A 26528-nucleotide genomic window follows, 5' to 3' on the forward strand; every position below is an offset into this window, starting at 1 on the left:
GGCGCGTCGCCGGAGGATCGTCGTACCCGCCCGCTATGGTGGGGTCTCCTATGGGTGGAGGGCGGGTGGGCAGGCTCGGGCGCGTCGGCCCGTACACGCTGGTGGAGCGCCTCGGCAGAGGCGGCATGGGCGAGGTCTACCTCGCCACGACCCGGCGGGGCGAGAAGGTCGCGCTCAAGATGCTCCACACCGTGGTCGACGCCGACTCCGAGGCGCGGATCCGGCTGGAGCGCGAGGTGCGGGCGCTGCGGAGGGTGGAGAGCCCCTACGTCGCCCGGGTCGTCGACGCCGATCTCGACGGTGACCGGCCCTACCTGGTCATGGAGCACATCGAGGGCGACACCCTCCTGGAGCGGGTGCGGCGCGACGGCCCCCTGCAGGGCGCCGAGCTGATCACGGTGGCCCACGGGCTGGCCATGGCACTGTCGATCATCCACGCGGCCGGGGTCGTCCACCGCGATCTCAAGCCCGCCAACGTCCTGCTCAGCCCCTCGGGCGAGCCCGTGCTCATCGACTTCGGCATCGCCCAGGTCCTGGACGCCACCCGGCTCACCATGACCGGCACCTTCCTCGGCACCCCCGGCTACGCCGCGCCCGAGCTGTTCGCGGACGAGCCGGTGGGGGAGCCCGCCGACGTGCACGCCTGGGCGGCGACCGTGGCCTTCGCCGCCACCGGCCGCCCCACCTTCGGCCGGGGCTCGGTCGAGGCGCAGATGTACGCCGTCCTCAACGGCCGGGCGGACCTGGCCGGAGTTCCCGCGGCGCTCCTCCCGCTGGTGCGCGCCGCGCTCCACAGGGAGGCCGCCAAGCGGCCCACGGCCGCCCTCCTCTCCGGACGGCTGGCCCGCCTCAGCAGGGCCGCCTCCGCCTCCGCTCCCGCCGGTCCGGCGTCCGCGGCGGCCTCCCCGCCCTCTTCGCGGAAGACCGGGCAGAAGGCCACCGGACCGCAGAAGACGGGGACGGGACCGCGGACCGGGCCGCAGCGGACGGGCGCGCAGCCGGCGGTCCCCGTCCCGGTGCGGCAGGAGTCCCGGACGGGGGGCGCCGCTCGGGAGAAGGAGCCCGCGAGGACGGCGCGGCCCGGCACGGGGGATATCCCGAAGGGGAGCCGGAGGTCCCCGCGGGCGGTGCGGGCGGTGCGGGCGGTGCGGACGACGGGCGGCGGGCGGCAGACGGACAGCGCCCTGGCGGCGGAGACCGCGACCCCGGGAAGGGCGGGCCCGCTGCCCGCGGGGAACGTGACGCTGCTCCTCATCGCGCTGCTGGCGGTGCCCTGCGTCGTGGCCTCGGTGATCTGGCCGCCGGTGGTCTTCGCGGTCACGGGCCTGTTCACGGTCCTGGTCCGTGCCCTCTGGACGGGGCACTGGCTGGTGAGGAAGCGCAGGTCCACCCGGGTCCGGGTCCTGTTGCGGGTGCTGGGCTTCCCGGTGACCTTCGCCGGCTCGCTGCTGACCGCGGCGGTCTGGCCCGGGGCGCCCGCGGCCGGGCTGGCCGCTGCGGCGTTCTGGCTGGCCGAGGGCGGGGCGCTGCCTCCGGACTGGTGGCAGCGCCCCGCCCCGGTCGCCGTCGCGGGCGTGGTGTTCGGGGTGGTCTGCGGCGCGATCACCGGCAGGGAGGTGGAGCAGGCAGGCTCCAGGCTCCCCGACCTGCGCAGGGAGGGCCTGCGCGCGATGGTCGTGCTGGGCGGGTTCACCGCCCTGTGCGCGGCGGCCGTGCGGGTGGTCGCGCTGCTCCTCTAGGAGGCCTTCCGCCGGTCCGACCGCGGAGCCGTCTCGGAGTGAGGGGAGGAGGGGCTCCCCGGGCGGGAGCGGTGGGTCTCCCGGCAGGGCCGCGGGACGCCTGCCGGGAGGTGATCAGCTCACCTTGGCGGAGGAGGCGGTCCAGGTGTTGCAGGAGGCGGGGTCGCCGGTGCTGTAGCCGCGCTTGGACCAGTAGACCTGGCTGCCGCCCTTGCCGTGGGTACGGGGCCCGCCCTTGGGATCGCCGTTGTCCTTCAGGATGCCCAGCATGTGGTTCCAGTTGGAGGCCGGACGCTCCAGCGAGGGCCACACGCTCTTGATGAACACCCCGGCCAGGCAGTCGGCCTGCAGCGAGTTGCGGCGGATCTGCTCGTTCATCTCGGAGGCGTTCTTGTACGGGGCGGCCGTGTAGGCCTCGTCGATTCCGACGAGGTTCTGCACGTGGTAGCTGTACATGCTGCTCATGAGATGGAACAGGTAGAGGTCGCCGGTGTCGGAGAGCAGGTCCTTGTGGAGCTCGATGAGGATCGTCCTCGAGCTCGAGCAGTACAGGGCTTCGGTTCCCTTGCCGACCTTGTCACCGCAGAAACGCGCGGGCGCCTTGGCGTACGTCTTCAGCACGGGCTTGGTGAAGGGCAGGCCCGCGGCATCGAGGTGTGCCTTCCAGGAGGTGTTCAGGCAGTTCAGCACCCCGGTCAGGTATCTCTTGGCAGAGGCGCGGTCGCCGTCCTCGACGGGCTTCTCGGCGCACTCCGTCGTGGCGAGCTTGCCGGTGGAGTAGAGCTTGTTCTGGGTCAGCGCCTTGTCCTTGATGGGATAGGCGTGAGCCGTTCCCGTCAGAGCCGTGCCGGTGAGGAGAAGACCTGCCGCGCCGGTCAGGGCGGTGATCACGCGGATTCTCATGGACAGGCACGGTAAGGCAGTCCCATGTGATCGGCAAACCCGTATTCAGCCGCAAAAGGCCCGGGAGGCGGACTCCCGGGCCTTTCCGTGAACCGTATGAGAACGGCAGGTGTCAGTTGCCGTCACGGCGGGCGAAACGGTTGAAGATGCGCTCGCCGGCGTTGACCGCGCCCTCGGCCACGTCGCGCAGGACGCCGATGAACGGGTCCTGGGACTGGGACCAGGACTCGCGGTAGGAACGGGCCGCGGCCTTGATCTCCTCGGTGATCTTGGCGCTGGAGTCGTCGGTGCGGCGGGGGTAGGTGCCGGAGAGGATCGCGTCGTACTCTCCGCCGCGGCGCCACTTGTCGAGCTCGGCCACGCGGGAGACCGCGAACGGGTGCGTCGTGCCGAGCAGGTTGAGGACCTTGAGCAGGCCGTCGCGGACGTCGCCCGCCGTGTCGTACTCGCGCGCCTGGTCGAGGAAGGCCTCGATGTTCATCTCGTGCAGGCGCGAGCCGCCGGCGAGCTTCATCAGCGCGCGCAGGGCGGCGTCGGAGTCCTGGCCGACGAGGAGGCCGCCCCGGTCGGCGGAGAGCTCGGACTTGCGGTGCCACTCCTCCAGCCCCGCCACGATCGCGCGCAGGCCGATGTAGCCCAGCGGGATCCAGGCCACCCGGGTGGCCAGCCGGGTGAGGATGTCCAGCATCGTGCGGTAGACGGCGTGGCCGGACAGGATGTGCGCGGTCTCGTGACCGATGACGAAGCGCTGCTCCTCGGCGTCCATCAGGTCGAGCAGGCCGGTGGTGACGACGATGAACGGGTCGTCGAAGCCGATGGCCATCGCCTGGACCTTGGGGTCCTGCTGGACGTAGACCTCCGGGATGCGCGGGAGGTCGAGGATGTAGGCCGCGTCCCGGCCCATGTCGTGCAGGGCGCGGAACTGGGTGTCGCTCGTGCGCACCGCGGAGGCGAGATAGATCAGGCGCAGCCGGCGCTCACTGATCAGGCCGGACATCTGCTTGAGGACCGTGTCGAATCCGCTGAGCGAGCGGAGGGCGACCAGCGCGGACCGGTCGGCGGGATGTTCGTAGGCCCGGGAGCTGATGCCGGGAAGCTGCACGCGGTTGCGATCCGGGGTGGTGGTCATGCCCGGCATGCTACGTCGGCCCCGCCGGGCACGCGCGGGGGGTGATTAAAAGCTCCGTACGGCTTGCGCGTATGGTCCCTTCCATGGCGAACGCTCCCACCGAACACGGAAAGCGCCGTCTGGGTGTCATGGGCGGGACCTTCGATCCGATCCACCACGGGCACCTGGTGGCCGCCAGCGAGGTCGCCCACCACTTCGACCTCGACGAGGTCGTCTTCGTGCCGACCGGACGGCCGTGGCAGAAGGCCGCCCAGGCGGTCTCCGCGCCCGAGGACCGCTATCTGATGACGGTCATCGCGACCGCCTCCAACCCGCGCTTCTCGGTGAGCCGGGTGGACATCGACCGGCCGGGGCCCACCTTCACCATCGACACCCTGCGGGACATCTCGGCGTCCTGCGGGCCGGACACGGAGCTGTTCTTCATCACCGGAGCCGACGCCCTCGCCCAGATCCTGAGCTGGCGGGACGCGGACGAGCTGTTCACCATCGCGCACTTCGTCGGCGCGACCCGGCCCGGCCACCACCTGCACGACCCCGGCCTGCCCGAGGGCAGGGTGAGCCTGCTGGAGATCCCGGCGCTGGCCATCTCCTCCTCCGAGTGCCGGCAGCGGGTCGCCGCGGGGGAGCCCATCTGGTACCTGGTGCCCGACGGCATCGTCCAGTACATCAACAAGCGCGGGCTGTACCGGGACGCGGAGGGCTGACCAGGGCTTTCGCCGCCGGTCCTCCGGTGCGGGGCACACCCGGGGCACGTCGGCGGAAGCGGGCCGCTCCGAAGCTCCGAAGATGACGGTGCCGCCCATGCCGCTCCCACCCGGTGAGATCATCGCTGCCGGTCCCCGCCGCCGTGTCGCCCCGGGAAAGCGGGGCGTGAGGCCGCGCCCCGGGCTACGTTGAGCCGGATGGAGGATCAGCACACGGGGGGTGCGGGGCCGATGCGAGGTCAGTGGTGGAGCGGGCGGGTGACGTCCGCCTGGACGGACGGTCCGAGTGGCGGGCCACCGGACGCGCGCACAGGACGTGGCGGGCCGGTGGAGGCGCGCACGGGACGTGGTGGGCCGGTGGACGCGCGTACGGGGCGTGGCACGCCGGTGGTCGCCTCGATCGTCGGCCTGGCCGTCGCGCTCTCCGGCTGCACCGGCTCGCCGGGCGCCGCCTCGGCGACCGCGCCCGGCCGTACGGCGCAGTCGGCCCAGGTCACCGCTCCGGTTCCGGCCCCGGAGCGGCAGGCGACCTCGGCGGCGACGGGGGCGGAACCGGGGACGACCGCGGCGGCGACGGAGACCGCGCACCGGACCCCGGTCCCGTCCGAGGCCCTGCCCGACCCGGACGCGGCGATCCCCAGGGACCCGGCGCGGCTGGCCCGCTCCCTGACCGAGACCTCCGAGCGGCTCCGGCGGGCCGTCGACGAGTGGCGGAGCGAGGGGGACCCGTCCCGGGGTCAGGCTCCCGAGCCGGTGGTGCTGCTGGCCCTGTACCAGCAGCGCGCCTACCGCCTCCTGGCTCGGGACCCGCGCCTGGCCTCCCGTACCTACGCCAGGCTGCCGCGGGCCCTGGAGCCCTCGGTGAAGGCGGACGTCACGGCGATCAGGAAACTGCTCACCCTCGTCCACCCCGTCAGCAGGCCCGCGAGGTTCCGCGTCAAGGAGCCCAAGCCCGCCGACGTCCTGCTCGGCCACTTCCGGCACGCCGAGCGCCGCTTCGGCGTCGAGTGGGAGGTGCTGGCGGCGGTGATGCTCGTCGAGACCAAGTTCGGCCGGGTGCGGTCGCCGAGCCACACGGGCGCCCAGGGGCCGATGCAGTTCATGCCGCGGACGTGGGAGGCCTACGGCATGGGCGGCGACGTCCACGACACCCGGGACGCCGTGCTCGGCGCGGCCAACTATCTGCACGCGTCGGGGGCCCCGCGCCACTACCGGCGCGCGCTGTACGCCTACAACCACTCCTGGGCGTACGTCGACGCGGTGCTGCTGCACGCGCGCCAGATGAAGCGGGACATCAGGAAGTACTACGCCTACTACAACTGGCAGGTGTTCGTGGTCACCACCCGCGGCGAGCGCCGCCTCACCGGCCCCTGACCGGGGCCGCCGCCCGCCCGTGCCACCGCCACGGCCCGGTGGCGCGGGCGGGTGGGCGCCCGGCGGCCCGTCAATCCGTTTGCGGCGCGGAATCGGGTGGCACACGATAGGCGTTGTACTGACTGCCCGCTCTTGACCGCGGGCAGCGCGGGGCATCCTTAGGGGTGACAGCGCCGACTACCGGAGGACTTACCCACACCGTGACCGCAACCGACAGATCCGTCCAGCTCATCAGGATCGCCGCCGAGGCCGCAGCGGACAAGCTGGCCGACGACATCCTCGCCTACGACGTGAGCGACCAGCTCGTCATCACCGACGCCTTCCTGCTCTGCTCCGCCACCAACGACCGCCAGGTCCGCGCCATCGTCGACGAGATCGAGGAGCGCCTGCGCGTCGAGGCCGACGCCAAGCCCGTCCGGCGCGAGGGGGAGCGGGAGGGCCGCTGGGTCCTCCTGGACTACGTCGACATCGTCGTGCACGTCCAGCACGAGGAGGACCGCACCTTCTACGCGCTCGAGCGGCTGTGGAAGGACTGCCCCTCCATCGCCCTGCCGGAGAGCGTGACCCAGGTCGCCGCGCAGCGTGCCCGGCCGGCGCCGCCGAAGGACGTGCCTGCGGAGGACGCTCTGTGAGTCTGCGCCGCATGCCCGCCGGAGAGCCCGGCGGCGCGGTGGCCCGCGCCGCCGGTGAGGGGGCCGCATGAGCCGCCGCGTCGTCTGCCTGAGGCACGGCCAGACCCTGTGGAACGTCGAGCGCCGCTTCCAGGGGCACACCGACATCCCGCTGGACGAGACCGGGGTCGCGCAGGCGGCCCGTGCCGCCTCGCTGCTCGCCTACCTCCGCCCCGACATGATCGTCTCCTCCGACCTGCAGCGCGCCCTGCACACCGCCAGGGCGCTGGGCGGTGCCACCGGCCTGGACGTGGCGGTCGATAAGGAGCTGCGCGAGCGCGGCGGAGGCGAGTGGGAGGGCCTGACCCGCGAGCAGATCTCCGAGCGCTGGCCCCGTGAGTTCGCCGCCTGGGAGGCCCCCGGCGGCGAGGACGTGGCCGACGTCGCCGAGCGGGTCTCGGCGGCGATCCGCCGCTGGGCCGCCCAGGTAGAGCCTGACGGGCTGCTCGTCGTGGTCTCCCACGGGGCCGCGATCCGCCTCGGCATCGCCAAGCTGATGGGTCTGCCCCAGGAGCACTGGCCTGCCCTCGGCGGGCTGGGCAACTGCTCGTGGTCGGTGCTGGAGGAGGGGCGCAAGGGCTGGCGCCTGATGGAGCACAACGCCGGGACCCTGCCGGAGCCGGTCCAGAGCGACGACAGCCCCGAGGCCACCCGGACCTGACGCCGCACGCCCGATCCGCACGCCGTACGGCCCGCCGCTCTTCCGCGGGGCCGGGCCGTACGGGCGCCGATTAGGCGAACGGGACGATGTCCCTATATGCTTCCGGAGCGCCGCGACGAGAGCACTCGGAGCGGTGACCAGGGGCTATGGCGCAGTTGGTAGCGCGCCTCCATGGCATGGAGGAGGTCTGGGGTTCGAATCCCCATAGCTCCACGTAAGGGCGTCGCCGAGAGGCCCCGAAGAGGATTGACGAGATCCCGTCCGATCACCCCGATCGGGCGGGATCTCGGCGTTCTTCCGGTCGTCGCCGGTCCTGCCGGGCAGGACCGGCGCGCGAGGCCGGACAGTCCCTGACCGACGGGCTCACCGCGCGGCCGCGTGAACCCGGCGAGGCCGCCGGTCGGCCGGAGAGCGGTCAGCGGAGCCGGTCGCGCAGGCGCGCGCACTCCCGGGCGAAGCGGCTGGCGCGGCCGCTGCCCGCGGCGGCCGAGACGGCGGGGATCTCGCCGCGGGCCCCCGTCCAGGCGGCCACGTCGGCGGCGAACGCCACCGCCTCGGAGTGGGTGACGTTCGGTCGCTCGCCCTCCCCCGGCAGCAGGACCGGGAGCATGCCCCGCATGATCTCCCAGACCTGGACGTGCCCGCCCTGCCGGGCGGCCTCGGCCAGGGAGGCCAGCACCGGCCGGGTCTCGAACCAGGTCAGGCGGATCAGGAGGGCGAGCTGGCGGCCGACCGCCTCGGCGGGCAGGTCGCCCCGGGCCGCCATCCGCAGCAGCAGCGGCACCGCCTCGCTGTTCCGATCGGCCAGGAAGTAGGCCAGGATGAGCGCGGTCGCGTCCCCGAGCGGGCCGTCCGCCTCGGCCAGCGCCGCGAGATACGGCGGATAGACCCCCGGCCGGTTCCACTGGTAGAGCAGGTGGGGCAGGAAGTTGACGGCGACGACCTCGCGGTGCGACGGCAGCACCGCCGGCCACTCGCCCATGCCCTCGCCGTGGTCCTCCCCGGACCAGTCCGGTACCTCGCGGAGCAGCTCGTCGATGAGGCCGTGCCCGGTCGGCTCCGCGCGCAGCACCGGCACCAGCCGCGGCTCGCGGACGCGCTGCCGCGGCCTGCGCTCCTCGAAGAGGTGACCACGGCCGTCCTCGTAGTAGCGCCACCGCACGCCGGTCTCCGGATCGGGCAGCCCGCCCGAGGCCAGCCAGGCGGCGGCCTGCGCCGCGGCCCGCGAGTCCAGGCGCGCGGCGCGCGCGGCGGCGCGGGGGTGCGCGCCCCGCGGGAGCCGCAGCAGCGCCTGCTGCAGGTCGGTGGAGAGCGGTTCGGCGCCCGCGGCCGCGCACGCCTCCAGCCGGTCCACCAGCACGTCCGGGTCGAGGTGACCGGTCAGCAGCGTGGGCGTCGCCAGCAGGACGGGCGGGAGCGTCCCCTCCCGCAGCGCCGTGTGGAGCTCGCTGAGCCGGCGCAACAGGAACATGTGCGGCGGCGAGACCCACGAGGGCTCCGGGAGCCGGAGTCGCAGGCGGAGTTCCACCGCGGGGTCGGGCTCCTCGCGCCGGCCGAACAGCGGCGCGTAGCCCATGTAGCCGATGTGCACGCTGTAGTCCGGCTCCTCGGGGCCGGGCGGGGGCTCGGGCAGGCCGTTGCGCATCGCCGCCACCCGCTCGGGGGAGACCCCGATCTCCTCCATCCCCCGGAAGATCTCCTCCCGCACGCGCTCGGGCAGGTCGGCGAAGGCCGGCCCGGGTTCGCCCGCTCCTTCGTCGCCCTCTGCCGCCTCCGCCTGCTCCGCCGCCTCCGCGAGCTGCGCGTCCAGCGCCGCCCGCTCCTCGGCGGACACGGCGGTGACGCTCACCGAGAAGCCCGCCCCCTCCCAGGGATCGACGGGCTCCGGGTCGGGCACGCCGGGATCGGAGCCGGGATCGGAGCCGGGATCGATCACCTCCTTGGCGAGGGCGGCGATCCACTGCTCGGAGGAGGTCCAGCGCTCCCTGGCGTACAGGTCCTCCCTGCCGTACCCGCGGAGGGAGCCGCCGAAGGCGGGCGCCAGCGCCTCGCGCAGGGCCGCGCGGTCGTTCCATGCTTCTTCGACGAAGGCGGCCAGCCACCGCTCGGACTCCACCCAGCCGTGGCCGTACCACTCGCTCCGGTCCAGGGAGGGGGAGGGGAAGGGGCCGGGCTGCTCCGGGAGCACGGGCAGCGCGACGGGGACGAACGGCTCCGGCTCCTCCGCCTCCTCCCGCACGGCCTCGCCCCCGAACACCGCGGCCACCCGCGCGCCGAGCGCCGCGGGCAGCAGGGGGACGGCCTCGGTGATCGGCTCCGGACAGGCGCCGAACGCCGCGGCGCGCCTGAGCGCGATCTGGGCAGCCCGCCCCTTGACCTCGTAGGAGGCGTGCGCGAACGCCGTGGCCAGCGCGGGCGCCAGCTCACCGGCGAGCTCGGGTGCCCGCCGTACCTCCTCCTCCAGCCACCTCAGCCCCGCGCGGGCCAGCTTGGCCTCGGCCCGGAAGGTCAGCGCGCCGATCGCCTCGGCGGCGTCGGCGGCGTCGTGCGGCCCGGTCCGGCGCACCTGCGCGAGCGCCAGCTCGGCGACCGGGCCGGGAGCGGCCGGCAGGAGCCGCAGGTAGTCGGGGGCCCGCTCGGCGGCCTCGGCGGAGGTGGGGCCGACCAGCTCGTGCAGCCGCACGAAGAACCGCAGGTCGAGGGCGTCGCCGCCGCGCAGGAAGCGGCTCAGGCACCCGTCGAGGACCTCCTTGCGTGAGATCCGCCCGCGGGAGAGGAGGCGCTGGAACAGGGAGAGCCACCGGGTGGGCGAGGGGGACAGCCGCTCCTCGCGGAGGGCGCGGCCCGCCCCCTCCGCCTCGAAGATCCGGGGGAGCAGCGAGCCGGTCAGCGGGTCGTCGTCCGCCGGCGCGGCCGAGAGCCAGGCGACCACGAGCGGGTCGTGCTCGGGAGGCTCGCACCCGGAGGCGCGCAGCAGCGCGAGCGCCAGCGGGACGACGGGGTCGCTCGCCCGGCGGATCCTCCCGGCGAGCCGGTGCGCCACCTCGGCCTGCCAGGCGGCGGGCCGGGCGGCCGCCACCCGGACCACGTCGGAGGGGTCCGGCTGCGGCTCCCACCGGGAGCCGAACTCGCGGCGCGTCAGCCAGGCGGCCGCGGCGGCGGGACCGGAGATCGTGCCCGCGCCCGCGATCCGCAGCAGCGTCCCGAACGCGGCGATCGCGTCGCCCACCTCCCAGCGGACCTCCCTCCGGAGCTCCTCCCGCTCCCATTCGGACCAGCCGCTCTCGTCCTCGCCGAGGCCGGAGCCGTCCAGGTGGCCCTCGCGGGCCATCCGCGTCGCGGTCTCGCGCATCTCCTTGAGGAAGTCCGGGAGCCGCCCGCCCACCTCGGCGCGCTCGGCCTCGGTCAGCGAGGTCACCCGCTCGACCAGTCCTCGGGCGTCGCGTTCGGTGATGAGGTCGCGCACCTGCTGCCAGGCGCTCACCGGTCGGTCTCCGCGTGAGCCCGGTCCGCCGGGGCGGAGGGCGAGGCGTGTCCGTACGCCTGCGTCGCATTCGTCATGGGCGGGAGAGTAGAGATCATCACCGACAGAAGCCGCCGGGCCGCGCTCCGCCGGGATCCTGTGGCCCTCCCGGCAGGCGTGCCGCCGGAGGGTCCGTCCGGACGGGTGCCGCGGGTGCCGCGGGTGCCGCCTCCCGCCACCGCCTCTCCGCGCCCGGGGTTGTCCGCGCCGCCGTACGGCGTTACGCTCCATTGGTGTACGAAACCGTTTCGTACACCAATGGAGGTGGGAGATGAGCGGCTGGACCGCGGCGCAGATGCCCGAGCTGCGCGGCCGGAACGCGGTGGTCACCGGAGCCGGCGAGGGGGTGGGCCTCCACACCGCTCTGGAGCTGGCCCGCCGCGGCGCCCGGGTCGTGCTCGCGAGCAGGGACGGGGGCAGGGGAGAGGCCGCGGCGGCGCGGATCCGGGCCGAGACGGGCGGGCACGCCGAGTGGTCCCCGCTCGACCTGGGAGACCTCGCCTCGGTGGAGCGGTTCGCGGCCCGCGTCGCCGCCACGCTCGGCGGGCACGGCGGGCTCGACCTGCTGGTGAACAACGCCGGAGTGATGGCGCTGCCCCGGCAGGTCACGGCCGACGGGTTCGAGCGGCAGTTCGGCGTCAACCACCTGGGGCACTTCGCGCTCACCGGCCGGCTGCTGCCGCAACTGCTCGCCAGGCCCGGCGCCCGGGTGGTGACCGTGACCAGCGGCCTGCACCGCTCGGGGCGGATGGACTTCGACGACCTGATGGGGGAGCGCCGCTACGGCAGGCTGCGCGCGTACACCCAGTCGAAGCTGGCGAACGTGCTCTTCACCCTCGAACTGCACCGGCGCGCCACGGCGGTGGGAGCGGACCTCGTCAGTGTCGCCTCCCACCCCGGGGTCGCCCGCACGAACCTCGCCCGGACCGGTCACCCGCTCCAGGACCTGCTGGTCACCCTCGTGAAACCGGGGGCGCAGCCGGCCGCGATGGGAGCGCTGCCCTCGCTGTACGCCGCGGCCGATCCGTCCGTCACCGGCGGGGAGCTCTTCGGCCCGGACGGGTTCGCCGAGCGGCGCGGGCATCCGGCCCGGGTGCGCCCGGCCGCCCGGGCGCTCGACCGGGAGGCCGCCCGGCGGCTCTGGGAGGCCTCCGAGGAGCTGACCGGGGTACGCTTCTTGGCGTTCGAGCGGGGCGGGGTACGTCCCTGATCTTTCGTCCGCAGGCCCGGACGGACCGGAGCGCAGGAGGGTCGGGATGACGGCACGGGCGCCGGGCCGTACACCGCAGGGCACGGATGGCGCGCGCAACCTCAACCCCGAGCGGGAGCGGGCGATCCTGAGCGCCGTCCTGAGCATCCTGGCGGAGGTCGGCTACGACCGCATGTCCATGGACGAGGTGGCCCGGCGGGCCCGGGCCAGCAAGGCGACGATCTACCGCCGCTGGACGGGCAAGGCGGAGATGGTCGCCGCGGCCATGCACGGGCTGGTGGTGGAGCACCAGCCGCTGCCCGACACCGGGACCCTGCGCGGCGACCTCGTCGCCGCGCTCTCGGTGTTCTGCCGGATCTACGAGCGCAAGCACTCCATCGTGCTCGGCCTGCTCCCCGCCATCCGGAGCGACCCGGCGCTCGGGCGGCTGCTCCACCGGCACATGCTGGAATCCGGCCGGGGAGAGGCGGACGAGCTGGTGGAACGGGCCCGCACGCGGGGCGAGCCCGTCGGCGCCGACCGCGTGGCGGCGGCCGTCGAGGTCACCAAGGCCCTGCTCTGGCACCGGCTGCTGCTCACCGGAGAGGCGCTCGACGACGAGTTCGTCGTCCGGACCGTGGACGAGATCCTGCTCCCCCTGCTCCGGACGGACTGACCGGGGGCGGCCCGGGCTCCGTGCCCGCGCCTTCCCTGCGCCCGCGCCTTCTGTGCTCCCGCCTTCTCCGTGCCCGAGCCTTCTGTGCTCCCGCCTTCTCCGTGCCCGTACCCTCTCAGCGCACCGCGCCCCGGCGGGACCAGCGGCCGCCCACCAGCCGCCGGGCCGCACGCGGGGCGCGGGCCCGCTGCTCGGTGCGGAACCAGAGCTGGATCCGGGCGCCGCCGAGCGAGGACGAGTCGATCCGCAGATCGCCGCCGGAGGACTCGGCGAGCCGGCGGGCGATGTCCAGGCCCAGCCCGGTGGAGCCCGCGCCGCTGGCCCCGCGCCGCAGCGCCGCCGCCGGGTCGGGGATGCCCGGTCCCGCGTCGGCGATCAGCAGGCCGACGGTGCCGGCGCCCTGGTGCAGGGTCACGGTGAAGGCGGTGCCCTCGGGGGTGTGCCGGAAGACGTTGCCGAGCAGCGCGTCCACCACCGCGCTGAGCTCGCCGGCCGGGACCGGGACGCGGACGGGCGCGTCCGCGCCGATCAGCTCCCACGGCCGCTGCTGGTCCTCGGCGAGCGCGGACCAGAAGGTCAGCCGCTCGCGCAGCACCTCGGCCGCGTCGCAGGAGACGGCCTCCGGGGCACGGGAGGGCGCGCGGGCGGCCGCGATGATCTGGTCGACCTCGGCCTCCAGCCGGGCGAGGGAGTGACGGCTGGGCTCCGCCTCCGGGCCCAGGTGGCCGAGGCTGAGCCGCAGGGCGGCCAGCGGGGTGCGCAGCCGGTGCGACAGGTCGGCGGCCATCTCGCGCTCGGCGGCCAGCAGCTGGACCACCCGGTCGGCCATGGTGTTGAAGGCCTCGGCGGCGGTGACCAGCTCGGGCGGCCCCTCGGGCCGGATGCGGACGCTGAGGTCCCCGGAGCCCAGCGCGCCGGCCGCCCGGCCCAGCCGGCGGGTCGCGCGTACCACGCGTGCGCCCAGCCGGTCGGCGACCAGCACCGAGCCCGCGACCAGCACCACCGCGAGCCCGGCCAGCACCGCCCACGCCTGGGCGACGCCCCGGGTGAGCTCCCCGGCGGGCACGAAGACCTCGACGACCACGGTCCGGCCGCCGTCCAGGGCGACCGGGCGGAGCAGGAGGTACCCGGTGTCGATCTCGACGGTCTCGGCCCGGGTCCGCCGGGAGATCACGGCCACGACCGAGGCGGGCGCGCGGACCGTGCCGACCGTGCCGCCGTCCGGCAGGTGCACGGCGATGCGGTCCCGCGCCCCGCTGCTGGCCAGGGCGTGCGGGAGCCGGGCCGGGTCGAGGGTGATCGCCAGGACCGGGACGAGCGCCGAGGCCTGCCGCTCTGCCGCGGACAGGGCCCGGTTGTGGGCGGTCTCCTTGACGATGATCCCCAGCGGGACGAGGAAGGCCAGGGCGATCATCGAGGTGCCGGCGAGCGCGAGCAGCGCGAGGGTCCGTCTCATCGCGGGGTGACGAGCATGACGCCGACGCCGCGCACGGTGTGCAGGTAGCGGGGGGCGGAGGCCTTCTCGCCGAGCTTGCGGCGCAGCCACGACAGGTGGACGTCGATGGTCTGGTCGTCGCCGTAGGACTGCTGCCACACCTCGGCGAGCAGTTCCTTGCGGGAGACGACCCGGTCGGCCCGGGCCGCGAGGTAGGCCAGCAGGTCGAACTCCCGCCGGGTCAGCGTGACCGGCGTGCCGTCCAGGGTGGCCTCCCGCCGGTCCAGGTCCACCGCGAGCCCTCCGACGCGGACCGCCTTCGACGGGCCCGCGGGCCGCGCGCGGCGCAGGACCGCCTCCAGCCGGGCGTTCAGGTGGTCACCGGAGAACGGCTTGACCAGGTAGTCGTCGGCGCCGGCCTGGAGCAGGCGGACGATCTCCGCCTCGTCGTCCCGGGCGGTGGCCACGATGACGGGGACGCTGGAGACGCTGCGCACCATCTTCAGGGCCTCCGAACCGTCCAGGTCGGGCAGGCCGAGATCGAGGATCACCGCGTCCGGGGGATGCTGGGTGATCTCCCGCAACGCGTCGAGAGCGCGCCCCGCGCTGCGCACGGCGTGCCGGCGCCTGCCCAGTTCCTGGATGATCGCGGAGCGCACGTACTCGTCGTCTTCCACCACGAGAACGGTCGCCATGGGCGTACCGTAGTGAACAAAGAGACATCTGGGGTAATAATTCACCGCATGCGACAGACGCTCGGGTTCCTCGCGGTATGGCTGGGAGCCACCGTCCTGGCGGCCTGCGTCGCCTGGTTCGGGGTCCGCGACGTGCTCCGCAGCGAAGCCGTCGACGACATGAGCATCCAGCCGATCAGCGCCGTGGACGACGGACCGGGGACCGCGGCCCTGCCCGCGCCCCCGTCCGAGGACCCGTCCGCCGCGCCTGCCGCGTCCCCCCAGGTCGGCACTCCGACCGCGTCGTCCGTCCCCGCCGGGCGCGACCGGACGACCCGGCGCCCGGCCACCCCCGCACCGGTGAGGAGCACGGCACGGACGGACCGGACCGGCTCCGCCCCGGTGGCCACCGCCCCGCCCGATCGGCGCGCGGCCTCCGGCAGCCCCCGCGCGAGCGCGCCCGCCCGGACGTCCGCGCCGGCCTCGACCTCCGCGCCCACCTCGGCCGCGACCTCCGCCGCGCCCCGCGCCCCGGCCCAGGCGGCTCCGGCCGGCGACGTCCGGGTGGTGAACGTCAAGGGAGGCTCGGTCTCGTTCACCATCGAGAACGGGGTCTGCAGGCTGATCTCCGCCGCGCCCAGGGCCGGCTACGAGACCAAGGTCTGGGAGAACGCCGGCTGGATGAGGGTGGACCTGACCAAGGACGGGAGCACCTCGTCCGCCTTCTGCATCGGCCACGAGAACCGCACCGACTCCTGGGAGTCGTGACCGGCCGGGCTCCGGACCTTCCGGGCGCGGGGCCTTCCGCCTCTCCCCGCGGGCCGGATCGGGCCGGTCCGCAGGGCCTCCGGCGGGGCCGGGTCAGACCGGTCCGGACGACGGGGGATCCGGCCGCTCGAGCTCGCCGAGCCGTACCCCGGCCTCGGCGACGCGGTCCTCGTTGAAGACCGCGATGCCGTGCCGCTCCAGCAGCGCGGTGGTGACGCCCCGGCCGGGCAGGAGGCGTCCCTGGAAGGCGCCGTCGTAGACGGCGAGGCTCCCGCAGGAGGGGCTGCCCTCCTTCAGGATCGCGATCCTGACCCCGGCCGCCCGCGCGGCCTCCAGCGCGGCGCGGGCGCCCGCGAGGAACTCCCCGGTGACGTCGGCCCCGTCCGCGGTCAGCACCCTGGCCGCGCCCTCGAGCACGGCCGCGCCTCCGGCGCCGCCTTCGATCTCGGCGGGCGGGCGGGGGACGGGCAGCCCGCCGGAGACCTCGGGGCAGAACGGGACCAGCCGGCCCTCCTGCCGCCAGCGGGCCAGCAGCGCGTCGCCGCTCGTCTTGGCGCCTCCGTCGTAGCGGACCTTCCGTCCCATCAGGCAGGCGCTGACCAGGATCTTCTCCACGGTCCCCAGGGTACGCGCCCGGGTCGGGGACCGGGCCGGGCGGGCAGTACCCTTCTTTCCATGTCCGTAAACGCCGGGGTGGCCCGATGATCGATCCGCTGGCCATCGGCCTGATCGTGTTCGCGCTGGTGATCGCGCTGGGCAGCCTGCTGACGACCGCGCTGAACAAGGCGATGGGCACGGTGCTGCTCGTCGCGCTCGGCCTGCTGGAGCTCGGCCTGCTCGTCCAGGCCGGGTTCGTGGTCGCGGGACTGGTCGGGGGAGAGGGCCCGGACGACACCGCCACACTGATCGGTTACACGGCCGGCACCGTGGTGATCCCGCCGATCGCGGCGTTCTGGGGCGTCGGCGAGCGCTCCCGCTGGGGTCCCGCGGTGATCGCGGTCGCGGGCTTCGCGATCCCGGGGATGGTCGGGCGGATGCTGCAGATCTGGCAGGGAGTGGCATGAGCGAGCGGGTCGGGGAGAAGGGCGCGGGGACCGGGGCGTCCGACGCCGGCCACGGCGTCGGCTCCGGGCCGGGCCGGGTCCTGGTCGCGGTCTACGGGGTCTTCGCGCTCGCCGCTGGGGCGCGGGCGGCCGTGCAGATCGCGCGGCAGTTCGGCGAGGCGCCGCTGGCCTACTCGCTGTCGGCCTTCGCCGCGGCGGTCTACCTCCTGCTCGCCGTGGCGCTGGGCCTGGGGATGCGCAGGCTGGCCCTGGCCGCGTGCGGCATCGAGCTGGCCGGAGTGCTGATCGTGGGCACGCTGAGCCTGGTGTACACCGAGGCGTTCCCGGACGCCACGGTCTGGTCTGGATTCGGCAGTGGATATGTCTACATTCCGGTGCTTCTTCCCCTTTTGGGCCTTTACTGGTTGTCGCGGCGTAAGTAGTTAGCCCGGCGTACGGCTGGGCAGTGCAGCCTCCCGAACGGAAAACGAACAAGGGAGGCAGATCGTGAGCACGATCGAGCAGTCGATCGACGTGAACGTGCCGATCCGCACGGCGTACAACCAGTGGACGCAGTTCGAGAGCTTTCCGGAGTTCATGGAGGGCGTCGAGTCGGTCAAACAGCTGAGCGACACTCGCACGGCGTGGATCGTGGAGATCGCCGGCGTCCGCCGGGAGTTCGAGGCGGAGATCACCGAGCAGCACCCCGACGAGCGGGTGGCCTGGAAGTCCGTCGACCGGCCGCACCAGGCCGGTGTGGTGACCTTCCACCACCTCACCCCGGACACCACCCGGGTCACGCTCCAGATGGAGTACGACCCGGAGGGCTTCGTCGAGACCGTCGGCGACTGGCTGCAGATCGTCCGGGTCCGGGTCAAGGGGGACCTGGAGCGTTTCAAGGCGTTCATCGAGGCGCGCGGCGCCGAGACCGGCGCCTGGCGCGGGGACGTGCCCGGCCCGCAGGACCGCGGCACCGGCGCCCTCGGCGGCGGCCTTCCCCCGACCGCGCCGGGCGGGCCGATCTGATCTGAGCCGCTGAGCTTCCGGGCCCGGGTTCCTCTCTGTCAGCAGGGAGGGGCCCGGGCTTTCACGTTGTCAGGGATCGGCCAAGTCAGGAACAAGCAGTGGTTTCAGTCCTGTTACAGTTTGAGTCACCTGATCATCCCATGAATACATGATCCGATCGCGAAGTCGAGAAGGAGGACCGGACCCGCATGAGCGTGCTCACCCACCGGACCCGGGGCCGCACAGGGGGAACGACAGGATCTCTGGCCTGGTTGCTCGTGCTGGGAATCGTCCTCGCCGCGCTGAACCTGCGCACCGCGGTCACCAGCGTCGGACCGGTCCTCGACCAGGTCTCGGCCGCGCTCGGCATGTCCGGGGCCACGGTCGGCCTGCTCACCACGCTGCCGGTCCTCATCTTCGCCACGGTCGGCGCGGCCACCCCGTCCCTGGCCCGCAGGACCGGGGAGCACCGGCTGCTGCTGCTCGCCCTGCTCGCGCTCGGCGCGGGCCTGGTGATCCGCGCGGCGGCCGGCTCGGCCGAGGTCTTCCTGCTCAGCAGCGCGCTGGCGCTGTCCGGCGGCGCGGTGGGCAACGTGCTCATCCCCACCCTGATCAAGCGCCACTTCCCCGGCCGCGCCGGGACCATGACCACGGTCTACACGACCGCCCTGGCGGTCGGCACGATGCTCGCCGCCGCCGCGACCGTCCCGATCGAGCAGGCCGCCGGCGGCGACTGGCACGTCGCGCTCGGGGTGTGGGGCGCGCTGGCCGCCGTCGCCGCCCTTCCCTGGCTGGTGCTGCTGCGCAGCGAGTCCGCGGCCGCCGGCGGCACCGGGCGGCTGGGCCTGGCCGTACTGCTGCGCAGCAGGCTGGCCTGGGCGGTCGCCGCCTACTTCGGCACCCAGAGCATGGTGGCCTACATCATGTTCGGCTTCCTGCCCCAGATCCTCGTCGACGGCGGCCTCAGCGCCGGACAGGCCGGCCTGGTGCTGGGCGTCTTCACCGCGATCGGCATCCCGGTCTCGATGGCCGTGCCCGCGGTCGCGGCGAGGTTCTCCGACCAGCGGCCCGCGGTGGCGGCGTTCGCGGCCTTCTACGTGACCGGCTTCCTCGGTCTCTGGCTCGCGCCCGCCTCCTGGGCCTGGGCGTCCGCGGTGCTGGTGGGCATCGGGATGGGATCCTTCCCGCTCGCGCTGACCATGCTCGCCCTGCGCACCCGCACCCCCGAGGCCACCGCCGCGCTGTCCGCCTTCGGGCAGAGCGCCGGGTACCTCATCGCGGGCGCCGGACCCCTGGTCGTCGGCGTGCTGCGCGAGGCGACCGGGGGCTGGACGCTCCCCTTCCTGCTGCTGTTCGCGGTGGTCGCCGTGCAGTCCGCCGCGGGCTGGTACGCCGGCCGCACCCGCTATCTGGAGGACGAGCGGACCCATCGGGCGGTCGCGCGCTGAGGTCCGCCCGGCGGCCGGGGCCCGCGCCTCCTCGGGGGCGGCGCGGACCCCGGCTGCCATCATGGACGCCATGGATCTCACGGAGTTCACGGCGTCGACACGGGTCACCTATCCGGCCGGGGAGACCCGGGGGCGCTCGGAGGTGCTGGCCGCCCTGCCGGTGGGGGACCGGTACGGGGTGGTCGTCGCCGAGACCCCCTTCCACCCGCTGGACCACACCTGGCCCGACCAGCCCGCCGACACCGGCACGATCGGCGGGCGGCCGGTGGCCGACTGCGTCACCGGGGCCGTGGAGCACGGCACGGGCGCCGTCCGCCTCGGCGAGGACATCCCCGTCCGCCGGGGCACGGACGGCTGGCACTGGCTGGTGGTGCACGTCACCGACGCGCCGCTGGAGGGCGAGGTCGACCTGGAGGTGGACCCGCGCCTCCGCCGCTCCCTGTCGGCCGGGCACACCGCCTGCCACCTGTCGGCCCTCGCGCTCAACGCCGCGCTCGCCGGGCGCTGGCGCAAGGAGGCCCCCGCCGACGCGCTCGGCCACCCGGACTTCGACCAGGCGGCCATCACCTCCTCGCGGATCGTGCCCGGCGGCAGCCACGACGTCTACCGGCTGGGCAAGTCACTGCGGCGCAAGGGCTTCACCGCCGAGGGGCTCGCCGAGGAGCTCCCGGAGGTCGAGGCGCGGGCCGGGGAACTGCTCCAGGAGTGGGCCGCCGCCGACGCGCCGGTCTGGATCGACAGCCCGGGGCCGGAGCTGACCGCACGCCGTACCTGGCACTGCGGCCTGCCCGGCGGCGAGGCGAGCATCCCGTGCGGCGGCACCCACCTGTCGCGCACCTCCGAGCTCGGCACGGTCGCCGTCGCGCTGGAGCTGTCCGCCGACGGCTCCGAGCTGACCATGCGCACCACCGCCGGCTGACGGCCGGGGTCTTCCCGGACGGAAAACCCTTTGCCACGGCACGGGGCCGTGCCCGACCATGGCAGGCATGTTCCGGCACGCCCTTCTCGCAGCGCCCGCCACCGCGGGCGCCGCGGCGCGTGCCTCGATGCCCCTCGGCGGCGCGGAGCGCTGACCTCTTCCCGTGAGTCCGGGTGACCCGGCGGGGAGGGGTCGGCCGTACGCGCGGGTCACCGAGGAGACGAGCATCGAAGGAAGGGAACATGGCCGGCACGGCCGACCGGACCGGAGGGTCCAAGAAGGTCTACGCGCGCACCAAGCCGCACCTCAACATCGGCACGATGGGGCACGTCGACCACGGCAAGACCACGCTCACCGCGGCGATCACCAAGGTGCTCGGCGACCGGGGCGGCGCCGAGTACGTGCCGTTCGAGCGGATCGACCGGGCGCCCGAGGAGGCCGCCCGGGGCATCACCATCAACATCTCCCACGTCGAGTACGAGACCGCCACGCGGCACTACGCCCACGTGGACATGCCGGGCCACGCCGACTACGTGAAGAACATGATCACGGGGGCGGCGCAGCTCGACGGGGCCATCCTGGTGGTCTCCGCGCTGGACGGGATCATGCCGCAGACCCGCGAGCACGTGCTGCTCGCGCGACGGGTCGGGGTGGAGCACGTCGTCGTCGCGCTCAACAAGGCCGACGGCGCCGACCCCGAGCTCGCCGACCTCGTCGAGCTGGAGCTGCGGGAGCTGCTCGACGAGCACGGCTATCCCGGCTCGCCCGTCGTGCGGGTCTCCGGCCTGCGGGCGCTGGAGGGCGACCCCGAGTGGACGGCCGCCGTCGAGCGGCTGCTGCAGGCGGTCGACGACCACGTGCCGGTGCCGGTCCGCTACACCGACGCGCCGTTCCTGCTCCCGGTGGAGAACGCGCTCACCGTCACCGGACGGGGCACCGTGGTCACCGGGGCGATCGAGCGCGGCACGGTCAAGGTCGGCGACACCGTCCAGGCCGTGGGCCTCGGCGGGGGCTTCACCGCGGTGGTGACCGGGGTGGAGACCTTCGGCAAGACCATGGAGCGGGGCGAGGCCGGTGACAACGCCGCGCTGCTGCTGCGCGGGGTCCGCCGCGACCAGGTACGGCGCGGCCAGGTGCTGGCCGCCGCCGGCAGCCAGACGGCCCACCACCGGTTCACCGCCAGGGTCTACCTGCTGGCGGCCGCCGAGGGCGGGCGGAGCACGGCGGTCGCGACCGGGTACCGGCCGCAGTTCTACCTCCGCACGGCGGACGTGCCGGGCCGGATGGAGCTGCACGGGGCGCCGAGCGCGCTGCCGGGGGAGACGGTCGAGGCGACCGTCGAGCTCGGCAGGCCGGTCGCGCTGGAGAGCGGGCTCGGCTTCGCGATCCGTGAGGGCGGCCGGACCGTGGGCGCGGGAACGGTCACCGCGGTGCTCGGCTGAGCACCGAAGGCGGACCTGTGCTCCGGGGGCGTCCTGCCGCGGACGCCCCCGGAGCCGGCCGGCGGCAGGGAGCGCGGCGGCCTCGACCCGGGCCGGCGGGCCGCGGCGCCCCGCGAAGCGTCCGGCGGCCGTGGGCGCGGGGACGCGCCGCGGCCGCTCCCGCGCGGCACGCCCGCGGCCCTCCCGCCGGGAGACGGTGGCGCGAGGCGGGTCCGGAGTGGGCTAGTATTTCTCTGCACCGCAAGGGGCTATGGCGCAGTTGGTAGCGCGCTTCCATGGCATGGAAGAGGTCTGGGGTTCGAATCCCCATAGCTCCACTCAAGATAGTCGACGAGATCCCGCCCGATCGCTCCGATCGAGCGGGATCTCGTCGTTTCCAGGCGGTCCGGGCTCGCTGGGTGTCTCAGCTCTCGAGTTCGGCGAGGTCCTGGGAGGTTAGGCGGATCCGGCTCGCGCCCATGTTCTCCTCCAGATGGTCGAGGGAGCCGGTGCCGGGGATGGCGAGCAGCACGGGGGAGCTCGCCAGCGACCAGGCGAGCGCCACCTGCGCGGTGGTCGCCTGACGGCGGGCCGTGACCCGCGCCATCCTGGCCGCGTCGATCGGGCGACGGCCGCCGCCGAGCGGGAAGAACGGCACGAAGGCGATCCCGTCTTTCTCGCACTGCGCCAGGAGCCCGGCGTCGCCCCGGTCCTGCACGTGGAAGCTGTTCTGCACCGCCGCCACCGGTGCGATCGCCTGCGCCTCGGCGAGCTGGGCGGCGTCGACGTTGCTCACACCCAGGTGCCTGATCAGTCCTTCCTCGCGGAGCCCGGCGAGGGCCGCGAACCGGTCGGCGACCGATTCGCCCCCGGGGCCGGCCATGCCGCCCACCCGCAGGTAGACGAGGTCGAGCCGGTCCACGCCGAGACTGCGCAGATTGTCCTCCACCAGTCTCCGCATGTCGGCCGGTCCGGCCTCGCCGCTCGGGATCCCGCCGGAGTCGAGCAGCGGACCGACTTTCGTCGCGATCACCAGGCCGTCCCCGTACGGAGCGAGCGCCTTCCGGATGAGCTCGTTGGCCGCCACCCCGCCCCTCCGGTAGAACCAGGCCGTGTCGATGTGGTCGACACCCAGTTCGACCGCGCGGCGGAGCACCGCGATGCCCGTCTCCGGATCGCGGACGGGTCCCTGGAAGGTGCCGGTCACAAGGCGCATGGCTCCGAAGCCGAGCCGGCGGACGGGAAGATCGCCGCCGAGGAGGAACTCTCCGGAGAGAGCCGCGGGGAGTGCCTGGTCCGGATGCGTGCCGTTCGTCGTCATGCCTGTCAGCATCTCCGGACCCGTACGGCGGGCCAACGCGGTGGCAGCAAGCTGCCACCACCCGCGGCGGGGACGACGGGCGGGTGGCCACCGATCGGGTCGTCACGGGGGGCTCGCGGCCGGTCGGCCGGTGGAGCCGAGGGCGATAATGGGCGGGTGACTACCGATCAGGTCATCACCGTCCGCGGTGACGCGGAGCTCGTCGCCCGGGCCGGTCACCTGTTCGCCGGGATCCGCCAGGAGTTCGTGTGCGCGGCGCGTGACCTGGACACCTGGTCGCAGCCTGCGGCGCGGCAGGCCGTCACGGACCGGATGCGCGCGACCGGCGGAGCGGGTCTCGCGGTGAGGAAGCTCCTCAGCCCGGTGGCTCTGGCCGATGAGGCGGCCAGGTCGCATCTGCGCGAGGTCATGGCCGGGGGCGCCCAGGTGCGGATCAGTTCGACGGGGCTTCCGCACGAGACGATCGTCATCGACCGGCGGGTGGCGATCCTCGCCGGCCGCGACGCGCCGGGTCCCCGCGAGTTCACCGTGACCACCTCGCCCGCGCTGGTCGGCGGCGTGCACGCGCTCTTCCAGGCGGCCTGGGAGGCCGCCACCGATCTCGGCGCCTATCTCGCCGGGGACGTGCCCCACCTCGACGCGGACGGCTTGGCGGTCCTCCGGGCCCTCGGCTCCGGGCACACCGACGAGGCCGCGGCCAGGCGGCTCGGCCTCTCGCTGCGCACCTACCGGAGACGGGTCGCCGAGCTGATGGCGAAACTGGACGCCGGCTCCCGGTTCCAGGCCGGGGTGCGCGTGGGTGAGCTGGGGCTCGGCCTCGGCGGCGGACCGGCGGTGGCCGGCTGACGTGCCCGCCGGCCGTCCGTGAGGACGGACGGGGCCTCGGACGGTGAGGGGCCCGTCGTGGCGGCGGCCGGTCCGCGTCGCGCGGCCTAGGATCGGGCCATGCCCCTGACCGCGGACGACGTCGACCGGTTCGAGGCCTCCAGGCCGCGTCTGGAGGCCGTCGCCTACCGCCTCCTCGGCTCCGCCGGAGAGGCCGAGGACGCCGTGCAGGAGACCTTCCTGCGCTGGCAGGCCGCCGACGTCGAGCGCATCGAGGTCCCCGAGGCCTGGCTGACGAAGGTCCTCACCAACCTCTGCCTCAACCAGCTCACCTCCGCCCGGGCGCGGCGCGAGACCTACGTGGGCCAGTGGCTTCCCGAGCCGCTGCTCGCCGGGGACCCGATGCTCGGCCCGGCCGACACCGCCGAGCAGCGCGAGTCGGTCTCGTACGCGGTCCTCACCCTCATGGAGCGCCTGTCGCCCGGCGAGCGGGCGGTGTACGTGCTGCGGGAGGCCTTCGGCTACCCGCACCGGGAGATCGCCGAGATCCTCGACATCACCGAGGCCGCCAGCCAGCAGCTCTTCCACCGCGCCAAGAAGCACGTCGCGGAGGGCAGGGCCCGCACCGAGATCGACGGGGCCGCCGCGCGGCGGATCGTCGAGGAGTTCCTGGCGGCCGCCGCCAGCGGCCGGATCGAGCCGCTCGTGCGCCTGCTCACCGAGGACGCCGTCTCGATCGGTGACGGCGGCGGGAAGGTCCCGGCCCGGGCCAAGGCGTTCGAGGGCGCCGTCGCGGTAGCGAAGTTCCTGCGGGGCCTGTTCAAGCCCGGCACGGCCAAGCGCGCCCTGGCCGGTGGCACGCCCGAGGTCTACGCCTGGACCGCCAACGGCGACCCCGCCGTCGTGGCCGTCGTGGACGGCCGGGTCGTCGGCGTCATGTGCCTGGAGGTCACCGCCGAGGGCATCACCGCGCTCCGCAACCAGGTCAACCCCGACAAGCTCGACCGCGCGACCGCACGGTGGGCGGCCGCGGAGCACGGAGAGCCCCTGTTCACCGCCTTCTGACGGAGAACCCCTGTCCATCGCCTTCCGAACACGGTGTGAGGTGCTTCACACCGTGTTCCTGTCAGGGAACGGCGGGCCGCCCGGTTCAGGAGGTGAACCGCACAAGACAGGAGCAAGGGCATGCAGCACCGCATCGTCGTCCTCGGAGCCGGATACGCCGGAGCCACCGTCGCCGGGCGCCTCGCCAGGCGGCTCCGTCGCGAGGACGCCGCCATCACCCTCGTCAACGCCGAGCCCGACTTCGTGGAACGTGTCCGCCTGCACCAGCTCGCGGCCGGCCAGGACCTCGAACCCCGGCCGCTGCGCGAGATGTTCGCGGGCACCGGCGTCGAGCCGAGGATCGCGGAGGTCACCGGCGTCGACGCCGGCCGCAGGACCGTCGCCGTCGCCGGCGCGGACGGCACCGGAGAGCTGGCCTACGACACGCTCGTCTACGCCCTCGGCAGCGGCTGGGACACCCAGGGCGTCCCCGGGGTGGCCGAGCACGCCCATGAGATCGCCGGCCGTTCCGGGGCGCTCCGGTTGCGTGAGCGCCTGGCCCGCCTCGGCGCGGGGCAGGCCGTGGTGGTCGTCGGCGGCGGCCCCGCCGGCCTGGAGGCCGCCGCCGAGATCGCCGAGGCCCGCCCGGACCTCGACGTCGCCCTCGCCGCCCGCGGCGGCCTCGGCGACTGGCTCTCGCCCAAGGGCCGCGGGCACCTGCGGAAGGTCTTCGGCAGGCTCGGGGTCACCGTGCACGAGCACGCCGCCGTCACCGCCGTCGGAGCCGACCGCGTCACCACCGCGGACGGCAGGACGGTCCCGGCCGCGGTCACCGTGTGGGCCACCGGCTTCGCGGTCCACCCGATCGCGCGGGCGACCGCCCTGGAGGTCACCGGCACCGGCCGGATCGTGGTCGACGGGACCATGCGCTCGGTCTCGCACCCGGAGGTGTACGCCGTCGGCGACGCGGCCATGGTGACGGGCCCCGGGGGCAAGCCGCTGCGGATGTCGTGCGCCTCGGGGACCCCGACCGCGTGGCAGGCCGCCGACGCGATCGCGGCGCGCCTGACCGGCGGGAGGCTCCCGAACACGTCGATCCGCTACTTCAACCAGTGCGTCTCGCTGGGCCGCAGGGAGGGCTTGATCCAGTACGTCACCGCCGACGACCGCGCCGTGCGGGCGACCCTGACCGGACGGCTCGCCGCCGTCTACAAGGAGCTGGTCTGCAGAGGCGCCGCCTGGGGCGTCGCCAACCCGACGTTCGGGCTGCCGGGCCGGCGCCGCCGCGTCACGCGGGAGCCGGCCGCGGCGGGCCCGGCCGTCAGGGAACCGGCGTAGGGCACGAGGCGAGCGCCCTCGAAGCCGCCGCCCGGCCGGCGTCCAGGCCCGGTCAGCGTCCGGGCCGCCGGGAGAACCGCGCGGCGGCCGCACCCTCGAGCCGGCCCGGCGGCAGGCGCCGCCCGCAGAGGACGAGCAGCAGGTCCTGCGCGAGACCCCGGAGCGGTGTCCCCGTGCCGTGACTCCAGCCGAGGTCGGTCGCCTGCAGTGCGACCCCCGTGAGGTCGGTTCCGAAGAACGCGACGTTCTTCGGCCGCATCCCGGCCAGCACGGCGGCGATCCGCTCGAGGGGGACCCGGCGGTCGAGCCCCAGGCCCACCGTGATGTCGAGTCCATGGACGACGTCGTGGGAGAGCGCCCCGTGGACGCCTCCGCCGGGAGGGGCCCACGGGTGGGCGACGTTCGCCCGCAGCGACGCGAGCAGCCTCTCGGGCGGCAGACCGGCCGCGTCGCGGCGCGCGCACCGGTCGGCCATACGGTTGAAGTCCCCGCGTGCCCGTACCAGCTCCACGAGCGTCCTGCCGAGCGAGGTCCGGAAGGGCATCGTCGTGTGGGCGACCACCTCGCGCACCCTCCAGCCGTCGCACAACGTGGGCGCGTCCCACTGCTCCGGTGCGAGGGCGGCGAGCAGATCCGCCTGCTCGCCGCGTTCCTCCGCCACCGCGGCCCTGATGCGGTCCTCGGTCATCACGTTCCCGGTCATCACGTTCTCCCGTCC

General features: G+C 74.4%; 25 protein-coding genes and 2 tRNA genes. 19 read left to right on the plus strand and 8 right to left on the minus strand.

Annotated elements, in window-relative coordinates; all coding sequences use genetic code 11:
- The first annotated feature begins 65 nt into the window (after window positions 1-65).
- Window positions 66-1739: a serine/threonine-protein kinase gene (locus ACFOWE_RS22145; RefSeq protein WP_377290807.1), complete on the plus strand. Its 1674-nt coding sequence runs from the start codon at window positions 66-68 to the stop codon at window positions 1737-1739.
- A 114-nt stretch (window positions 1740-1853) separates the two neighbouring features.
- On the opposite strand, the gene ACFOWE_RS22150 is transcribed toward ACFOWE_RS22145, so the two are convergent.
- Together ACFOWE_RS22150 and ACFOWE_RS22155 are read right to left on the minus strand one after the other, a co-directional pair.
- Window positions 1854-2642 carry a neutral zinc metallopeptidase gene (locus ACFOWE_RS22150; RefSeq protein ID WP_377290809.1) on the minus strand — a complete coding sequence of 263 codons (789 nt, stop codon included), beginning with the start codon at window positions 2640-2642 and terminating at the stop codon, window positions 1854-1856.
- A 112-nt stretch (window positions 2643-2754) separates the two neighbouring features.
- Complete coding sequence (locus ACFOWE_RS22155; protein WP_377290811.1) at window positions 2755-3780, minus strand: M48 family metallopeptidase; 1026 nt, start codon at window positions 3778-3780, stop codon at window positions 2755-2757.
- Window positions 3781-3854: 74 nt separating this feature from the next.
- On the opposite strand from ACFOWE_RS22155, the gene nadD reads away from it, so the two are divergent.
- From nadD to ACFOWE_RS22180, 5 genes are all read left to right on the plus strand, one after another.
- Window positions 3855-4475, plus strand: a complete 621-nt coding sequence (gene nadD, locus ACFOWE_RS22160) for a nicotinate-nucleotide adenylyltransferase (RefSeq protein ID WP_377290813.1) — start codon at window positions 3855-3857, stop codon at window positions 4473-4475.
- Window positions 4476-4832: 357 nt separating this feature from the next.
- Window positions 4833-5849 (plus strand): lytic transglycosylase domain-containing protein, encoded by a 1017-nt coding sequence (locus ACFOWE_RS22165; protein ID WP_377290815.1) that lies wholly within the window; start codon window positions 4833-4835, stop codon window positions 5847-5849.
- A gap of 200 nt (window positions 5850-6049) precedes the next feature.
- The gene (gene rsfS / locus ACFOWE_RS22170; RefSeq protein WP_377290817.1) at window positions 6050-6481 is read left to right on the plus strand and encodes a ribosome silencing factor; all 432 of its coding nucleotides are present in this window, start codon (window positions 6050-6052) and stop codon (window positions 6479-6481) included.
- Window positions 6482-6548: 67 nt separating this feature from the next.
- Window positions 6549-7181 (plus strand): histidine phosphatase family protein, encoded by a 633-nt coding sequence (locus ACFOWE_RS22175; protein WP_377290819.1) that lies wholly within the window; start codon window positions 6549-6551, stop codon window positions 7179-7181.
- Window positions 7182-7321: 140 nt separating this feature from the next.
- Window positions 7322-7394, plus strand: a tRNA-Ala gene (locus ACFOWE_RS22180).
- A gap of 202 nt (window positions 7395-7596) precedes the next feature.
- On the opposite strand, the gene ACFOWE_RS22185 is transcribed toward ACFOWE_RS22180, so the two are convergent.
- Window positions 7597-10665: a DUF6493 family protein gene (locus tag ACFOWE_RS22185; RefSeq protein ID WP_377290821.1), complete on the minus strand. Its 3069-nt coding sequence runs from the start codon at window positions 10663-10665 to the stop codon at window positions 7597-7599.
- A gap of 310 nt (window positions 10666-10975) precedes the next feature.
- Between ACFOWE_RS22185 and ACFOWE_RS22190 the strand changes: the two genes are divergently transcribed.
- Window positions 10976-11914: an oxidoreductase gene (locus ACFOWE_RS22190; RefSeq protein WP_377290823.1), complete on the plus strand. Its 939-nt coding sequence runs from the start codon at window positions 10976-10978 to the stop codon at window positions 11912-11914.
- Window positions 11915-11960: 46 nt separating this feature from the next.
- Window positions 11961-12569: a TetR/AcrR family transcriptional regulator gene (locus ACFOWE_RS22195; RefSeq protein ID WP_377290825.1), complete on the plus strand. Its 609-nt coding sequence runs from the start codon at window positions 11961-11963 to the stop codon at window positions 12567-12569.
- Between the two features lie 115 nt (window positions 12570-12684).
- On the opposite strand, the gene ACFOWE_RS22200 is transcribed toward ACFOWE_RS22195, so the two are convergent.
- Together ACFOWE_RS22200 and ACFOWE_RS22205 are read right to left on the minus strand one after the other, a co-directional pair.
- On the minus strand, window positions 12685-14025 hold the full coding sequence (locus ACFOWE_RS22200; RefSeq protein WP_377290827.1) for a sensor histidine kinase: 1341 nt from the start codon (window positions 14023-14025) through the stop codon (window positions 12685-12687).
- Complete coding sequence (locus ACFOWE_RS22205) at window positions 14022-14699, minus strand: response regulator transcription factor (RefSeq protein ID WP_377290829.1); 678 nt, start codon at window positions 14697-14699, stop codon at window positions 14022-14024. Before ACFOWE_RS22205 ends, ACFOWE_RS22200 begins: the two co-directional genes overlap by 4 nt.
- A 48-nt stretch (window positions 14700-14747) precedes the next feature.
- Between ACFOWE_RS22205 and ACFOWE_RS22210 the strand changes: the two genes are divergently transcribed.
- Window positions 14748-15446 carry a hypothetical protein gene (locus ACFOWE_RS22210; protein WP_377290831.1) on the plus strand — a complete coding sequence of 233 codons (699 nt, stop codon included), beginning with the start codon at window positions 14748-14750 and terminating at the stop codon, window positions 15444-15446.
- Between the two features lie 93 nt (window positions 15447-15539).
- Here the strand turns inward: ACFOWE_RS22210 and ACFOWE_RS22215 are convergent, their stop codons facing one another.
- Window positions 15540-16061, minus strand: a complete 522-nt coding sequence (locus tag ACFOWE_RS22215; RefSeq protein WP_377290833.1) for a DUF523 domain-containing protein — start codon at window positions 16059-16061, stop codon at window positions 15540-15542.
- A gap of 86 nt (window positions 16062-16147) precedes the next feature.
- Here ACFOWE_RS22215 and ACFOWE_RS22220 point away from each other — a divergent pair, with 86 nt between their 5' ends.
- The 7 genes from ACFOWE_RS22220 to ACFOWE_RS22250 all read left to right on the plus strand — a co-directional run bounded on the left by ACFOWE_RS22220 (window position 16148) and on the right by ACFOWE_RS22250 (window position 21620).
- Complete coding sequence (locus ACFOWE_RS22220; RefSeq protein WP_377290835.1) at window positions 16148-16510, plus strand: hypothetical protein; 363 nt, start codon at window positions 16148-16150, stop codon at window positions 16508-16510.
- Window positions 16507-16932, plus strand: a complete 426-nt coding sequence (locus ACFOWE_RS22225; RefSeq protein WP_377290837.1) for a hypothetical protein — start codon at window positions 16507-16509, stop codon at window positions 16930-16932. The genes ACFOWE_RS22220 and ACFOWE_RS22225 overlap by 4 nt, the downstream gene beginning before the upstream one ends.
- A gap of 64 nt (window positions 16933-16996) precedes the next feature.
- Entirely contained in the window at window positions 16997-17515 is a 519-nt protein-coding gene (locus ACFOWE_RS22230) for an SRPBCC family protein (protein WP_377290839.1), read from the plus strand.
- A 188-nt stretch (window positions 17516-17703) separates the two neighbouring features.
- The gene (locus ACFOWE_RS22235; RefSeq protein WP_377290841.1) at window positions 17704-18942 is read left to right on the plus strand and encodes a CynX/NimT family MFS transporter; all 1239 of its coding nucleotides are present in this window, start codon (window positions 17704-17706) and stop codon (window positions 18940-18942) included.
- 70 nt (window positions 18943-19012) lie between these two features.
- Complete coding sequence (locus ACFOWE_RS22240) at window positions 19013-19861, plus strand: metal-dependent hydrolase (RefSeq protein ID WP_377290843.1); 849 nt, start codon at window positions 19013-19015, stop codon at window positions 19859-19861.
- Window positions 19862-20103: 242 nt separating this feature from the next.
- Window positions 20104-21303, plus strand: coding sequence for an elongation factor Tu (gene tuf, locus ACFOWE_RS22245; protein ID WP_377290844.1), 1200 nt, complete (start codon window positions 20104-20106; stop codon window positions 21301-21303).
- 244 nt (window positions 21304-21547) lie between these two features.
- Window positions 21548-21620 (plus strand) — tRNA-Ala (locus tag ACFOWE_RS22250).
- Between the two features lie 86 nt (window positions 21621-21706).
- Here the strand turns inward: ACFOWE_RS22250 and ACFOWE_RS22255 are convergent.
- Window positions 21707-22603 carry an oxidoreductase gene (locus tag ACFOWE_RS22255; RefSeq protein ID WP_377290846.1) on the minus strand — a complete coding sequence of 299 codons (897 nt, stop codon included), beginning with the start codon at window positions 22601-22603 and terminating at the stop codon, window positions 21707-21709.
- Between the two features lie 156 nt (window positions 22604-22759).
- On the opposite strand from ACFOWE_RS22255, the gene ACFOWE_RS22260 reads away from it, so the two are divergent.
- The 3 genes from ACFOWE_RS22260 to ACFOWE_RS22270 all read left to right on the plus strand — a co-directional run bounded on the left by ACFOWE_RS22260 (window position 22760) and on the right by ACFOWE_RS22270 (window position 25810).
- Window positions 22760-23449 carry a DNA-binding response regulator gene (locus ACFOWE_RS22260; protein WP_377290848.1) on the plus strand — a complete coding sequence of 230 codons (690 nt, stop codon included), beginning with the start codon at window positions 22760-22762 and terminating at the stop codon, window positions 23447-23449.
- 99 nt (window positions 23450-23548) lie between these two features.
- Window positions 23549-24493 (plus strand): RNA polymerase sigma-70 factor, encoded by a 945-nt coding sequence (locus tag ACFOWE_RS22265; RefSeq protein ID WP_377290850.1) that lies wholly within the window; start codon window positions 23549-23551, stop codon window positions 24491-24493.
- A 120-nt stretch (window positions 24494-24613) separates the two neighbouring features.
- Window positions 24614-25810, plus strand: coding sequence for an NAD(P)/FAD-dependent oxidoreductase (locus tag ACFOWE_RS22270; RefSeq protein WP_377290852.1), 1197 nt, complete (start codon window positions 24614-24616; stop codon window positions 25808-25810).
- Window positions 25811-25862: 52 nt separating this feature from the next.
- On the opposite strand, the gene ACFOWE_RS22275 is transcribed toward ACFOWE_RS22270, so the two are convergent.
- The gene (locus ACFOWE_RS22275; RefSeq protein ID WP_377290854.1) at window positions 25863-26513 is read right to left on the minus strand and encodes a maleylpyruvate isomerase family mycothiol-dependent enzyme; all 651 of its coding nucleotides are present in this window, start codon (window positions 26511-26513) and stop codon (window positions 25863-25865) included.
- Window positions 26514-26528: the final 15 nt, after the last annotated feature.

This window comes from Planomonospora corallina (assembly GCF_042650625.1).
GTDB classification, from domain to species: domain Bacteria; phylum Actinomycetota; class Actinomycetes; order Streptosporangiales; family Streptosporangiaceae; genus Planomonospora_B; species Planomonospora_B corallina.